The organism is Pseudomonas sp. YQ_5, from assembly GCF_043103305.1.
Taxonomy (GTDB): Bacteria; Pseudomonadota; Gammaproteobacteria; order Pseudomonadales; family Pseudomonadaceae; genus Aquipseudomonas; species Aquipseudomonas putida_Y.
Genome location: NZ_JBICJS010000078.1, coordinates 1 through 13,268, shown reverse-complemented (window position 1 = coordinate 13,268; position 13,268 = coordinate 1). Strand labels below are relative to the sequence as shown.

The window sequence follows — 13,268 nt, the reverse complement described above, 5'->3', positions numbered from 1 at the left end:
GCGGCCATGCGCAACCTCAGCCTCACACGCCAGTGCCTGGGCCTGGTGACTCGTATCGAATGCAGCATTCGTCCACTGGCCGGGGATAACGGCATGTGGACCCTGCTGTTCGCCGCCGGCATGGCCGGTGAACAACCCTCCGCGATCAAGGCACAGGGGCCGTTTCATGGGCCGCTGGTGGCTGAGTCGGTGCTCAATGCCATTGTCGACAGCCTGACCCTGCATGGTTATCAGGTGGCGGAAGACCCGCAGATCTGGTGTCTGCATTTGCAGGCGCAGTTGCGGCGGATCAATGGTGAGCGGTGTCGCAACCTGGGGGATTACCAGTTTCATCCTGAGAACTGAAGAATGCCGGGGCTGCGGAGCAGCCCCCGGGCTTTTGCTGTAACAGGTGGCTGGCTATACTCGCCGTCGCTTTTTTAGTCACCTGATGAGTCCTGAACTTCATGGAACGTATCCTCGAAAACGCGATGTATGCCTCGCGCTGGCTGCTCGCACCGATCTACTTCGGCTTGTCCCTCGGCCTGTTGGCCCTGGCGCTGAAATTTTTCCAGGAAGTGGTCCACGTCCTGCCCAATGTCTTTGCGTTGAGCGAAGCTGACCTGATCCTGGTGATCCTTTCACTGATCGACATGTCGCTTGTCGGTGGCTTGCTGGTGATGGTGATGATTTCCGGCTACGAGAACTTCGTTTCGCAACTGGACATCGATGAAAGCAAGGAAAAGCTCAACTGGTTGGGCAAGATGGACTCCTCGTCGCTGAAGATGAAGGTTGCCGCGTCGATCGTGGCGATTTCGTCCATTCACCTGCTGCGGGTGTTCATGGATGCGCAGAACATCTCCACCGATTACCTGATGTGGTACGTGATCATCCACATGACCTTCGTGGTCTCGGCGTTTTGCATGGGCTACCTGGACAAGCTGACCAAGCACTGAGTCCCGCCAGGCCTCACTGCAACTCCTGTGGTAGCGGGCATGCCCGCGAACACCGGCAAAGCCGGTGGCAGCCACCGCGTGGCCTGCTTCGCGGGCACGCCCGCTCCCACAGAGATCTAGGCTCAACTGACGAGTGGCGTCAGTCATGCCTTGCGCATTCTCCCTTCCTGTACAAAAAATGAGCTCTCATGCGTGGTTCCCATCGCGAGGTGCTCTCATGAACCTGCATCAGCTCAATACCGAGGCCAGGGCTGGCCATGTCGACGAACTGAACCTGATCGCCATCGAAGGCGGTGACTACCTGCTCGAGGCCCGGGTCAAAGGCCATCCTCACCCCCTGTCCGATACCCGCGGTGAGCGCTTGCGTGTGCACTCGGTGGAAGATGCGCGCAAGTTGCTGCAAACCATCCCCATGGTTTCGATGAACCTGGTGCACTGGTCGGTGCAGGATGAAATGTGCGGTATGGGTACGCACCCGGAAGAAGACCTGAAGTTGCCGATTTCCCAGCGTTCGGCCTGGTAGCTGCTCACAACGCCTCAGTGTGCTAGGCTGCTCGCCCTTTTTATCAAGGGCGCGGCTGCACTGCGCCCTGCAGTGGAGCACGACAATGTCCGAACTCAACCTGTCTACCGATGAAACTCGCGTCAGCTACGGTATCGGCCGTCAGCTGGGCGGCCAGCTGCGCGACAACCCGCCACCGGGCGTCAGCCTGGAAGCCATCCTGGCCGGCCTGACCGATGCCTTCAACGGTGCCGACAGCCGCGTCAGCGAAGCCGACCTGTCGGCCAGCTTCAAGGTCATCCGCGAGGTGATGCAAGCCGAAGCTGCAGCCAAGGCCGAAGCCGCCGCTGCTGCTGGCAAGGAATTCCTGGTCGAGAACGCCAAGCGTGAAGGCATCACCACACTGGCTTCGGGCCTGCAGTTCGAAGTGCTGACCGCTGGTGAAGGCGCCAAGCCGACCCGCGAAGACAACGTGCGTACCCACTACCACGGCACCCTGATCGACGGCACCGTGTTCGACAGCTCCTACGAGCGTGGCCAGCCGGCTGAGTTCCCGGTAGGCGGCGTGATCGCTGGCTGGACCGAAGCCCTGCAACTGATGAACGCTGGCAGCAAATGGCGCCTGTACGTGCCAAGCGAGCTGGCTTACGGCGCCCAAGGCGTTGGCAGCATCCCACCGCACAGCGTACTGGTGTTCGACGTCGAACTGCTCGACGTTCTGTAAGGTCGTTGGGGCCGCTTTGCGGCCCATTCGCGAGTAAGCCCACCTTTTTCTGTAGGGGTGGGGTTCACCTGCGAAGAGGCCGGCCCTGCCGGCCTCAATTCCAGTCTGTCCCCCCAGGGTGCAATGCCCGCGCATAGCAGAACAGAAACAGATTCCGTACCAGTTCCTTGAGTACCCCCGGTTCACTCGAATTCAGCCCGCTCATGTCCAGGTCACCCTGGTCACGCAGTTCGTCGAGGGCTTCTTCTTCAAGGACCGCGCACACTTCGCCGGTTTCCCGATGAAGAATGCGCAGGTAGGGGTGGGGGCGTTCCAGCCAGGCGTCGATCAGGTAAGTCATGGAGATTCTCCTTGGATAGCGGTTCCAATGAGAATAATTCCTATTACCTAAATGGCAAGCGCCGATTGCCAGATTTTTGTGTGATCAGACTTTGCGGACGAACTCGGATTTCAGTTTCATGGCGCCGATGCCGTCGATCTTGCAGTCGATGTCGTGGTCGCCATCGCACAGGCGGATGTTCTTGACCTTGGTGCCGACCTTGACCACCAGGGACGAACCTTTGACCTTGAGGTCCTTGATCACGGTGACGGTGTCACCGTCCTGCAGGATGTTGCCGACCGAGTCCTTTTTCACCACCTCGTCGCTGGTCGCCTCGGCATCGCCGCTGGCCGACCACTCGTGGGCGCATTCAGGGCAGATCAGCTGAGTGCCATCCTCATAGGTGTATTCGGAGTTGCATTTTGGGCAGGGTGGCAGAGTGCTCACTTCGGTTCCTCAAACAAACAGACGGGCGGTTAAAAGCCCACATTGTAGAAGGTATTTTCCCGGAAGTGATTATGTCCGGACAAAAGCATCGCGGGCAAGCCTGCTCCCCACAGATGGTGTAGGAGCGGGCTTGCCCGCGAATGAAGACGACTCGGTCTGTCAGTGCGTACGCGCGACCGCAAACTCGCTCAGTTCAACCAGCGCATCCCGGTATTCACTGGCAGGCAGCACTTCGAGGCAGGCGATGGCACGCTTCACGTAATCGCGCGCCAGCTCGGCGGTGTACTTCAGCGCACCCGATTCCTCGACCGCAACGCGAATCTGTTCCAGATCCTCCAGGCCACCTTTCTGGATCGCCTGGCGTACCAGGGCAGCCTGCTCGGCAGTGCCTTCGCGCATGGTGTAGATCAGCGGCAGGGTAGGCTTGCCCTCGGCCAGGTCGTCACCGACGTTCTTGCCCAAGGTCTGCGAGTCGCCCTTGTAGTCCAGCAGGTCGTCGACCAGCTGGAAGGCCACGCCCAGATGGTCGCCGAAGGTACGCAGGGCTTCGCGCTGCTCGTCGGTGGCCTGGGCCAGTGCCGCAGCGCTGTGGGTCGACGCTTCGAACAGCATCGCCGTCTTGCCGCGAATGACCTCCATGTAGACTTCCTCGGTGGTGCTGGCGTCGCGTACACGCGACAGTTGCAGCACTTCACCTTCGGCAATCACGCGGGTGGCCTTGGACAGGATCTGCATGACCGGCATCGAGCCCAGTTCGACCATCATTTCGAACGAGCGCGAATAAAGGAAGTCGCCCACCAGTACGCTTGGTGCGTTGCCCCACAGGGCATTGGCGGTAGAGCGGCCGCGACGCATGCCGGACATGTCGACCACATCGTCGTGCAGCAGGGTGGCGGTGTGCAGGAACTCGATGGTGGCGGCCAGCAGGCGCAGGTCGTCGCCTTCGCGGCCCAGGGCCTTGCCACACAGCAGTACCAGCAGGGGACGCAGGCGCTTGCCACCGGCTGACGTGATATAGTCGCCGATCTTCGATACCAGCGGCACGCGCGAGGTCAGCTGCTTCTTGATGATCTCGTCGACGGCGCTGAAATCATCAGCCACCGCGCGGTAGAAGGTTTGGGGTTGCATCGGCTGCTCCAGTGAGGTTGCGCGGCATGCTAGGTCGCGGGTCCCGGTGTGTCAAGGCGCGGTGCCAGCTGGCCGGGGGCGGCACTTGCAAGCAAAACCGCGGTTGCGTACAATCGCGCACCCTAACTTCCTGGGCAGCACCTGCCTTACGCAATTGCGCCGGGCCGTTCCAGCCCTGTGCAGCCATGCCAGCCAATACTCATCATATAAAGCGCTGGGTGAGCAGGATTATCGGAGAAATACCATGTCTTACGCAGTAATCGTTACCGGCGGCAAGCAGTACAAAGTCGCTGAAGGTGAATTCCTCAAGATCGAAAAACTGGAAGTCGCCACTGGCGAATCCGTGACCTTCGATCGCGTTCTGCTGGTCGCCAACGGTGAAGAAGTCACCATCGGTGCTCCAGTTGTTGCTGGCGCTAAAGTAGTGGCCGAAGTCGTTTCGCAAGGCCGCCACGACAAGGTTCGCATCATCAAGTTCCGTCGTCGTAAGCACCACATGAAGCGTATGGGCCACCGCCAGTGGTTCACCGAGATCAAAATCACCGGCATCCAGGCTTAATCCCCTAGATCCCCTGAATTTATTTGGAGAATTGAACCATGGCTCACAAGAAGGCTGGTGGTAGTACTCGTAACGGTCGCGACTCAGAATCGAAACGCCTTGGCGTGAAGATGTATGGCGGCCAGGTTATCAAGCCAGGCAACATCATCGTCCGTCAGCGCGGTACCGAATTCCACGCTGGCTACGGCGTTGGCATGGGCAAGGACCACACCTTGTTCGCCAAGATCGAAGGCGTGATCAAGTTCGAGAAGAAAGGCGAGTTCATGCGCCGTTACGTGAGCATCGTCGCCGCTTAATCGCGACGTCGCTCCAGAAGCCCCGTCATGCGACGGGGCTTTTTCGTTTGTGGTGAGCCTCTTGCAAAGCTGTTTGTCTGGGTTGCCGGCGTTGGTTTCTACGGTCGTACGGGGCCGCCGCGCTCATTTTTGCAAGAGCCTCATGTTTTTGAGTCATTCAGCTCGTCTACCGACGAGAGGCGGTTTTAATGAAGTTTGTTGACGAAGTATCCATTCGGGTCAAGGCCGGTGACGGTGGCAACGGTTGCATGAGCTTCCGTCGCGAGAAGTTCATCGAGAACGGCGGCCCTAACGGCGGTGACGGCGGTGACGGTGGCTCGGTGTACATGATTGCCGACGAAAACCTGAACACCCTGGTCGACTACCGCTACACCCGTCACCATGAAGCCCAGCGTGGCTCCAACGGCGGTAGCACCGACTGCACCGGCAAGAAGGGTGAAGACCTGTTCCTGCGCGTGCCGGTCGGCACCACCGTGATCGATGCTTCCACCCAGGAAGTGATCGGTGACCTGGTCACCCCCGGCCAGAAGCTGATGGTCGCGCAAGGTGGCTGGCACGGGCTGGGCAACACCCGTTTCAAGTCGAGCACCAACCGTGCGCCGCGCCAGACCACCCCAGGCAAACCGGGTGAGCAGCGTGACCTGAAGATGGAAATGAAGGTGTTGGCCGACGTCGGCCTGCTGGGCTTGCCCAACGCCGGCAAGAGTACCTTCATCCGTTCGGTCTCGGCCGCCAAGCCGAAAGTCGCCGACTACCCGTTCACCACCCTGGTGCCAAACCTGGGCGTGGTCAGCGTCGACCGCTGGAAGAGCTTCGTCATCGCCGACATCCCCGGCCTGATCGAAGGCGCTTCTGAAGGTGCCGGTCTGGGTATCCGCTTCCTCAAGCACCTGGCGCGTACGCGCGTGCTGCTGCACCTGGTGGACATCGCGCCACTGGACGAAAGCAGCCCGGCCGATGCCGCCGAAGTCATCGTCAACGAGCTGACCCGCTTCAGCCCGTCGCTGGCCGAGCGTGAGCGCTGGCTGGTGCTGAACAAAGCCGATATGGTCATGGACGACGAGCGTGACGAGCGTGTGCAGGAAGTGATCGACCGTCTGGAGTGGGAAGGCCCGGTTTACGTGATCTCGGCCATTTCCAAGCAGGGCACCGACAAGCTCAGCCACGACCTGATGCGCTACCTCGAAGACCGCGCCGACCGCCTGGCCAACGACCCGGCCTACGCCGAAGAGCTGGCCGACCTCGACCAGCGCATCGAAGACGAAGCCCGTGCCCAGCTGCAGGCCCTGGACGACGCCCGCACCCTGCGTCGTACCGGCGTCAAGAGCGTGCACGACATCGGCGACGATGACGGTTGGGACGATGATTTCGAGGACGACGAAGACGGTCCGGAAATCATTTACGTGCGCGACTGATCGGTTGCAGTACACTAAACGCCGCTCTCTGGAGCGGCGTTTTTGTATCCACGGTATCTACAGATTCGACATAGGTTGGAAGAAGATGCGAAGCAAGGTGACGGGCGCCAAGCGCTGGGTCGTTAAGATTGGCAGTGCTCTGCTGACCGCCGATGGCAAGGGCCTCGACCGCGGTGCAATGGCCGTTTGGGTCGAGCAGATGGTCGCGCTGCGTGAGGCAGGCGTGGAGTTGGTACTGGTCTCCTCCGGGGCCGTGGCTGCCGGCATGAGCCAGCTGGGCTGGACCAAGCGACCGAGTGCGATGAACGAGCTGCAGGCGGCTGCCTCGCTCGGCCAGATGCGCCTGGTGCAGGCCTGGGAGTCGAGCTTCGGGGAGCACGGGAAGCACACCGCGCAGATCCTGCTGACCCATGACGACCTGTCCGACCGCAAGCGTTACCTGAATGCCCGCAGCACCCTGCGCACCTTGGTTGATCTGGGTGTAGTGCCGGTGATCAACGAAAACGACACCGTGGTCACCGACGAGATCCGCTTTGGCGACAACGACACCCTGGCGGCGCTGGTGGCCAACCTGGTCGAGGCCGACCTGCTGGTGATCCTCACCGACCGCGATGGTATGTTCGATGCCGACCCGCGCAACAACCCCGAAGCGCAGTTGATCTACGAAGCCCGTGCCGACGACCCCTCACTGGATGCCGTGGCCGGTAGTACCGGTGGTGCCCTGGGCCGTGGCGGCATGCAGACCAAGCTGCGTGCGGCGCGCCTGGCTGCCCGTTCCGGTGCCCACACCATCATCATCGGTGGTCGCATCGAGCGCGTGCTGGACCGCCTGAAGGCGGGCGAGCGCCTGGGCACCTTGCTGTCGCCCGAGCGCGGCATGCTCGCGGCGCGCAAGCAATGGCTGGCCGGTCACCTGCAAACCCGTGGCACCCTGGTGCTGGATGCCGGTGCCGTGCAAGCGCTGCGTCAGGCCAACAAGAGTTTGCTGCCGGTTGGCGTGAAGACTGTGCAGGGCAGCTTCCGTCGTGGCGAGATGGTGGTGTGCGTCGGCCCGGACGGCCTTGAAGTGGCTCGCGGCCTGGCCAACTACAGCGCCCTGGAGGCGCAGAAGATCATTGGTCAGTCGTCCGACGCCATCGAGTCGATCCTTGGTTACAGCGCCGAGCCGGAACTTGTACACCGCGACAACCTGGTGCTGGTATGAGCCCGCTGAAGAAGGTAATCGCTGTGGCAGCGTTCGTGCTGCCGATGCTGGCCGGCGCTGAAGAGGTCGGCCGGGTGTCCACCGTGTTCAAGTTCCTCGGGCCGAACGACCGCATTGTGGTCGAGGCGTTCGACGACCCTAAGGTAGAGGGCGTGACGTGCTACCTGTCGCGGGCCAAGACTGGCGGGGTGAAGGGGGGCTTGGGGCTGGCCGAGGACCGGGCGGAGGCATCGATTGCCTGTCGTCAGGTCGGGCCGATCAACTTCAAGGGTGAGCTCAAAGATGGCGAGGAAGTGTTCAAGGAACGTACCTCGCTGGTGTTCAAGACCATGCAGGTGGTGCGCTTTCTCGACAAGAAGCGCAATACGCTGGTGTACCTGGTGTACAGCGACCGCATGATCGAAGGCAGTCCGCAGAATGCGGTGACTGCCATTCCGATCCTGCCTTGGGCTCATTGATAGCCTGGTAGGTTGCCGGGAGGCCGTCGGCCTCCTGTCGCGACACAAGCGGTTTACCCGCGAAGAAGGCACCGCCGTGGATGGCACGGGCTTCGCCCGTGTTCGCTGGCAAGCCCGCTCCCACAGGGATCAGCGCATGCAGGATAGGGCCGCAAAGCGGCCCCAGCTATCTCAGGCCAGTTCCTCGGCCTGATCCTCACGCACAACCGCCTTCACTTCATCCAGCCGGCTGATGAACTTCCAGTCCGCCTCGTCGATGTAGATGCCGTTCGGCCCGCTGCCACCTTCCAGGTCGATCGCAACGTGTGCCGATACCTGTGGTTTCACGCTCGCCAGAATCGGCACGAAGCCCAGTTGCTGGCTGGTCTCCAGCAGTGCCGCCTGGTTGCGTTCGTCGATGTCTGCCGCTTCGTCCAGGTAGTATGGCAGGCGAATGCGCCCGGCCAGGTCACGGTCCATCAGGTGCAGCAACAGGTACATGTTGGTCAGCGCCTTGATGGTCATGGTGGTGCCGTTGGACGCCGCACCGTCGATGTCGGCGTGGATGACCGGCTGGCCATTGACCTTGGTGATCTCGAACGCCAGCTCGAACAGGTCCTTCAGGCCCAGCTGGTTGTGGTTGGCCGCTACCAGCCGTGCCAGGTACTCCTTGGCCTCCTCGTTCTTGTTGTCCTGATCGGCACTCTGGGTCAGGTCGAAGACCGACAGGGTTTCGCCTTCTTCGTACTGACCGGCACTGTGGATAATCTGGTCGATGTGCTTGAGCGCTTCCTTGTTCGGCGCCAGTACCACGCGGAAGCTTTCCAGGTTGGACACCTGGCGCTTGTTGATCTCGCGGTTGAACAGGGCCAGCTGGTGCTCGAGGCTGTCGTAGTCGCTGCGGATGTTGCGCAGGGTTCGGGCGATGTCGGTGACCGCGGCGCGGCGTGCCTTGGCCAAGGTCAGGGCTTCATCGGTACGGTGCGCGTAGGCGTTCACCAGCAGTTGCAGGCGGCGTTCCATGTCGTCTTCGCTGTCGAACTTGGCCACGCCCTTCAGGCGCACCTGGGCGTACAGGGCCTCGATCTGATTGTCCACCCGCTGCAGGCCTTGCCAGCTGTCCTGGTAGTCATTGAGCAGCGGCAGTAGGTTGTCCATCGAGTCGTCGATGGCTTCCATGTATGGCGTGCCATAGGGCAGGTCGGCCGGCAGCAGTTGGCGACGGCGCAGGGCGTCTTCCAGGGTGCGCTGCTTGGACTCGAGGTCGCCGAGCTGGCGGCCGACCAGTTGCAACTTGGCTGACAGCTGCTGGACGCGCTCGGTGAAGGCGTCGCTGGAGCGCTTGAGTTCGTCCTGGGCCGCTTCCAGTTGCGAGAGCTGTTCCAGTTTCTCGGGCTCTTCGGCGGCGAGGGTCTGGCTGCGGCGGAAGTCTTCCAGCGCCTTCTGCGCGTCCAGCACTTCCTGGTACAGGGTTTCGGTCTGCGCTTTGGAGGCGGAGCGGTCGGCGGCCACGGCCTGCTGGGTTTTTAGCTGCTTGAGCTCTTTTTCCAGGCGCTCTTTCTGGTCGCGCAGGGCGGCGCGGTCGGCCAGGGCCTGCAGGGCCGGCGGGTCGATGTGGGTCAGATCGATGGCCAGGCCGGGGGCCTCGAAGCGCTCGCCCTTGAAGCCGTCGAGCACCGCTTCCAGCGACTTCACCCACAGGTCGCTATCGTCCAGCTCGATGCCGCGGTCGCCCAGCGGCAGGCTGAACAATGCGCCGTTGAACAGGCGCATCAGGCGGTCCACGTCCTGTTGCGAGAACTCTTCGCGCAGGCGGGCGTAGCTGTTGTTGTCAGCGTGATCCAGCTGCTGCTTGACCTGCTTCAGGCGTTTTTCCAGGTCGCGTACGCGCTCGTCGAGGTCTTCGGCACTGAACTGTCGTGACTGGGCCAGAGCACCGGCCAGTTCGTCGTGGGCGTCTTTGGCCGCCAGCAGTTGCTGTTCCAGCACCTTGACGTCGTCGACCAGCGCAAAGCGGTGCTTGAGCACCGACAGCTCGCCTAGCCAGCGCTGGATACCGCTGATTTCACGCTCCAGGCGCATCAGCTCCTGGGTGCCGCCGCGCTGGTCGTTTTGCAGGCGGTCCTGCTCACCACGGTAGTGCTCGGACTGGATGACCAGCTCTTCCTTGCGCGCCATGGCGTATTCCTGCCAGGTGCCCAGCAGGGTGTCGAGCACAGGCGAAATGCGGTGCAGCTTGCCACGCAGGATGTCCCGCTGGGCCACACCGCCGGCCAGGGCCTCGACCAGCGGGCCGGCAGCGACCAGGGCGTTGTAGTCCTGCTCCATGCGGCGTACGTCGCGGAAGGCTTCCTCGCACGCAGCGATGTAGTCGACGCTGCCCGAACGCAGGCTGTGCTCGAAGGCGTCGAGGAACAGTTGCTTGAGTTTGGCGGCGGTGATTTCACGCATGTGCAGCAGATTGATGAACAGCGCGCGGAAGGTTTTCAGGCTTTGCTCGCTGGTGGAGCGCAGCGGGATCATGGTCAGGTCCAGCGGCACCGAGGTGTGGCCGCCCACCAGTAGTCGGCGCAGTTCGTCCGGCTTCAGTTCGTAAGCCTTGATACCCAGGCGTTCAAGGTTGGTGAACAGCTCTTTCTGACGCAGGCAGGTGTCGTTCTTCTGGTAGTGGGCCAGGTCCAGTTCGCCCTTGTAGGCGAAGAACTGGTGGCCGAAACCGCCGCCCGGACCGCGCCCGACCACACCGATCACGTGCGGGCCGTGGGGCAGGCTCAGTTCGCAGAGAATGTACGAAGTGTCGCTGGCGAAGTAGAAGCGGCGCGACTGCTCAAGGCTGTATTTGCCGAAACTCATGTCCGACATGCGTGCCAGGATCGGGAACTGCAGGGCGTTGATCGACGCCGATTTACCCAGGTTGTTGGCGCCGTATACCGACAGCGGGTGCTCCAGCGGGAACAGGCCAAGGCTGTAGCCGGCGGTGTTGAGCAATGCGAAGCGGCGGATGCCGTAGCGTTCCTGGCTCATGCGTCAATCTCCTGTTGCTCTTCGCGGATGGCCCGGGCCAGGGCGTCCTCTTCGCTTTCCTCGCCCTGGAAAGGCGTGAGGTCGAGCGGGTCGTCGGTGCGGTTGAGTTCTTCGGCGCTTTCTTCCTCGACCAGTACCGGGGTCGGCAGCGGCAGGTCGCTGTGCAGGGTGGCGGCCAGGTCGCGGTCCTGCTGCACTGAAAGGCACACATCGAGGAAGCGGTGCATGGGCGGCAGGAAGCGGTAGATGCCGCCTTCCTCATGGGCGAAGCCGAGCTGGGTCATGCGCCGCAGGATTTTTTCTTCCAGCTCGTCCACGGTCTGCACTTCGGCCTGCAGGAACAGGTCGCGGTACTTGTCCAGCAGCGAGGGCAGTTCGTCGCGGCCGATGCTACCTCCGTCGAGCACGGCCATCGGGTCGCGGCCCTGGTCAGCAAGGTGCTCGACCAGAATGAAGGTGAACAGCGACAGGCGCTGCGCGGTCTTGTTGACCTGCGCGGCGGTCATGTCCGGCACGAAGTAGTAGAAACCACGGGTGTCGCATACCAGCTCGAAGCCCAGGGCCTTGAACAGGGTGCGGTACTGGTCCTGGAAGTTCGACAGCTGGGCGTACAGCTCAGGGTCGCGCCGGCTGATGTGGAAGCCTTTGAACAGCTCGCGGAAGATCGGCGCGAGCTGGGACAGTTCGGAAAGATCAAGATGCATGGGCTGGGCTCGCGTTGGGTTCGGTAGGCGCGCTGGGGGCGTCTTCGCGGCTGGAGGTCAGGGCGAACGAACGCAGGCTGACCAGGTGTTCCTGAGTTGTGTATTCGCGGCGGTCGAGGCGTTCGCGCTTGAAGCGCTTTTCCCGCGAAAGACGCGAGAACCAGTACAGCAGCTCATCGGTGGCGCCTTCGGGCTCCTGCTCCAGCAGCCAGACCATCAGGTCGGGCAGTGGCAGGGCCTGTTCGCAGCGTTCGGTCATTTCCTTGACCGTGCGCGGAGCACGGGGCAGGGCGTCGGACTGGGTCTTGTGGGCTTTGGGGAAACGCGCCGGTTTGGGCTCGAAGCGGGCCAGTGCGTAAACGTAGGCCTCGACCTGGCTGGCACTGCCAAGGAAGGTGCTTTGCGGGCGGGTGAACATCGGCATGGCCGCTTGCGGCACGGCATCGATGCCCTTGCGTCGGATCACCGACAGGGCCAGCGCGGCGCCGCGGGTCACGGCGTTGTGCCGGCGGGCTTCTTCGCGCAGCGGCAGCAGCAGTTCGCGGGCGTGGCGCAGGGTCAACTGGGCGTTGGTCTGCATTTCCAGGATGCGCGCGTGGGTGCGCAGCAGCATGTCGTCGTCGACCAAGTGGCCCAGGCGCGCTTGTTCGCCCAGCAGTTTCAGCAGCACGGTCTCGACCTTGCGTACACCTTGCTCGAAGGCGCCGTCGGCGTTGACCAGCTGGATCATCGGCTCGACGTATTCGTCCCAGGTGGCCAGTACTTCGGCATAACGCTGGCGCAGCGGAATCTGGCGGTTGCTGGTCTTGGCCCGTTCGGCCACGGCCACCAGCGCCTGCTCGTCGTTGTCGAGCTTTTTCAGCACATCGCGCACGCGCATGTCGAGCAGGCGCAGCTGGCGTGCCAGGTCGTCGCTGTCGCGGTTGTCGAAGGCATCCTGGATGTGCCCGGCCAGGCGCTCCAGGTGGCGCAAGTAGGCTTCGATCTCCAGGCACAGGCCCAGCCGGTGTTCGCGGCGCAGGTAGGCGAGGAAGTCGTGGATCTGCGCGTTGAGCTCGAAACGGTTCGGGCTTTTGGCCACCGGGACCAGGATATCCAGGCGGATCCAAACGTCGAGTAGCTGGGTGATGTCCTGCGGGGTGCTTTCGAGCTGCTGGCGAGCCACATGCTGGCGCAGTTCGACCAGGCTCAGGGTGCCCTGGTCGAAACGCTCGCACAGCGGCTCGATCAGGGCCCAGTGTTCGGCTAGGGCGCGCAGGACGCGCTTGGGTTCGATCATTGGCTTCGACTCGTTGCCAAGAAAAAGGGGGCGATTGTACTGCATTCGCGGGGGTGGTTTTTACCCCTTGGTCTGTAATGAGGGATAACCTTGTGGTGTGTAGGTGTATGGCGGGGGTTTGAGGGTGCGGGCGAGATCGAGCGCCGCCCGCGCGGCGCATCGCGAGCTGCGCTCGCTCGTTTGTTTCGGGCCAGTTATTTCTGGGGGATTTGCGCGCGGGCGCCTTGGCGCTTGGCGCGATATTGTGTCGTACAAACAAAACGGTCGCGCGCGCCTGTCACTGGCGTTACTGGCC

The 13,268-nt window shown here is 62.3% G+C and carries 15 protein-coding genes; 9 read left to right on the top strand and 6 right to left on the bottom strand.

The genetic code is table 11. From position 1 onward, the window contains the following. Positions 1–6 precede the first annotated feature (6 nt). The 4 genes from ACF8EA_RS18125 to ACF8EA_RS18110 all read left to right on the top strand — a co-directional run bounded on the left by ACF8EA_RS18125 (position 7) and on the right by ACF8EA_RS18110 (position 2,161). Positions 7–345, top strand: a complete 339-nt coding sequence (locus tag ACF8EA_RS18125) for a hypothetical protein (protein ID WP_021784168.1) — start codon at positions 7–9, stop codon at positions 343–345. A gap of 101 nt (positions 346–446) precedes the next feature. Further along, the gene (locus ACF8EA_RS18120; RefSeq protein ID WP_003247486.1) at positions 447–935 is read left to right on the top strand and encodes a TIGR00645 family protein; all 489 of its coding nucleotides are present in this window, start codon (positions 447–449) and stop codon (positions 933–935) included. A 217-nt stretch (positions 936–1,152) separates the two neighbouring features. Then, positions 1,153–1,458 carry a DUF6482 family protein gene (locus ACF8EA_RS18115; protein WP_021784167.1) on the top strand — a complete coding sequence of 102 codons (306 nt, stop codon included), beginning with the start codon at positions 1,153–1,155 and terminating at the stop codon, positions 1,456–1,458. An 85-nt stretch (positions 1,459–1,543) separates the two neighbouring features. Then, positions 1,544–2,161 carry an FKBP-type peptidyl-prolyl cis-trans isomerase gene (locus ACF8EA_RS18110; protein ID WP_003247482.1) on the top strand — a complete coding sequence of 206 codons (618 nt, stop codon included), beginning with the start codon at positions 1,544–1,546 and terminating at the stop codon, positions 2,159–2,161. A gap of 94 nt (positions 2,162–2,255) precedes the next feature. On the opposite strand, the gene ACF8EA_RS18105 is transcribed toward ACF8EA_RS18110, so the two are convergent. The 3 genes from ACF8EA_RS18105 to ACF8EA_RS18095 form a co-directional block, all read right to left on the bottom strand. Next, positions 2,256–2,501, bottom strand: a complete 246-nt coding sequence (locus ACF8EA_RS18105) for a hypothetical protein (protein WP_021784166.1) — start codon at positions 2,499–2,501, stop codon at positions 2,256–2,258. 84 nt (positions 2,502–2,585) lie between these two features. Next, a complete protein-coding gene (locus ACF8EA_RS18100) occupies positions 2,586–2,927 on the bottom strand; it encodes a zinc ribbon domain-containing protein YjdM (RefSeq protein ID WP_021784165.1) in 342 nt (113 codons plus the stop codon). Positions 2,928–3,086: 159 nt separating this feature from the next. Next, complete coding sequence (locus ACF8EA_RS18095) at positions 3,087–4,055, bottom strand: polyprenyl synthetase family protein (protein WP_010951940.1); 969 nt, start codon at positions 4,053–4,055, stop codon at positions 3,087–3,089. A 244-nt stretch (positions 4,056–4,299) separates the two neighbouring features. Here ACF8EA_RS18095 and rplU point away from each other — a divergent pair, with 244 nt between their 5' ends. The 5 genes from rplU to ACF8EA_RS18070 all read left to right on the top strand — a co-directional run bounded on the left by rplU (position 4,300) and on the right by ACF8EA_RS18070 (position 7,987). Next, positions 4,300–4,614 (top strand): 50S ribosomal protein L21, encoded by a 315-nt coding sequence (gene rplU / locus ACF8EA_RS18090; RefSeq protein ID WP_003247466.1) that lies wholly within the window; start codon positions 4,300–4,302, stop codon positions 4,612–4,614. Positions 4,615–4,652: 38 nt separating this feature from the next. After that, a complete protein-coding gene (gene rpmA / locus ACF8EA_RS18085) occupies positions 4,653–4,910 on the top strand; it encodes a 50S ribosomal protein L27 (protein WP_003247464.1) in 258 nt (85 codons plus the stop codon). A 188-nt stretch (positions 4,911–5,098) separates the two neighbouring features. Then, positions 5,099–6,325 (top strand): Obg family GTPase CgtA, encoded by a 1,227-nt coding sequence (cgtA, locus tag ACF8EA_RS18080; RefSeq protein WP_003247460.1) that lies wholly within the window; start codon positions 5,099–5,101, stop codon positions 6,323–6,325. Positions 6,326–6,410: 85 nt separating this feature from the next. Beyond that, complete coding sequence (gene proB, locus ACF8EA_RS18075; protein ID WP_021784164.1) at positions 6,411–7,529, top strand: glutamate 5-kinase; 1,119 nt, start codon at positions 6,411–6,413, stop codon at positions 7,527–7,529. Next, positions 7,526–7,987: a CreA family protein gene (locus ACF8EA_RS18070; RefSeq protein ID WP_021784163.1), complete on the top strand. Its 462-nt coding sequence runs from the start codon at positions 7,526–7,528 to the stop codon at positions 7,985–7,987. Before proB ends, ACF8EA_RS18070 begins: the two co-directional genes overlap by 4 nt. 171 nt (positions 7,988–8,158) lie before the next feature. Here the strand turns inward: ACF8EA_RS18070 and mksF are convergent, their stop codons facing one another. Genes mksF through mksB form a run of 3 tightly spaced genes read right to left on the bottom strand, consistent with a single transcriptional unit; the run spans position 8,159 to position 12,973 of the window. Beyond that, positions 8,159–10,990 (bottom strand): Mks condensin complex protein MksF, encoded by a 2,832-nt coding sequence (gene mksF, locus ACF8EA_RS18065; RefSeq protein ID WP_028698107.1) that lies wholly within the window; start codon positions 10,988–10,990, stop codon positions 8,159–8,161. Beyond that, a complete protein-coding gene (gene mksE, locus ACF8EA_RS18060) occupies positions 10,987–11,694 on the bottom strand; it encodes an Mks condensin complex protein MksE (protein ID WP_103463282.1) in 708 nt (235 codons plus the stop codon). Before mksE ends, mksF begins: the two co-directional genes overlap by 4 nt. Next, complete coding sequence (gene mksB, locus ACF8EA_RS18055) at positions 11,684–12,973, bottom strand: Mks condensin complex protein MksB (RefSeq protein ID WP_021784160.1); 1,290 nt, start codon at positions 12,971–12,973, stop codon at positions 11,684–11,686. Before mksB ends, mksE begins: the two co-directional genes overlap by 11 nt. Positions 12,974–13,268 lie beyond the last annotated feature (295 nt).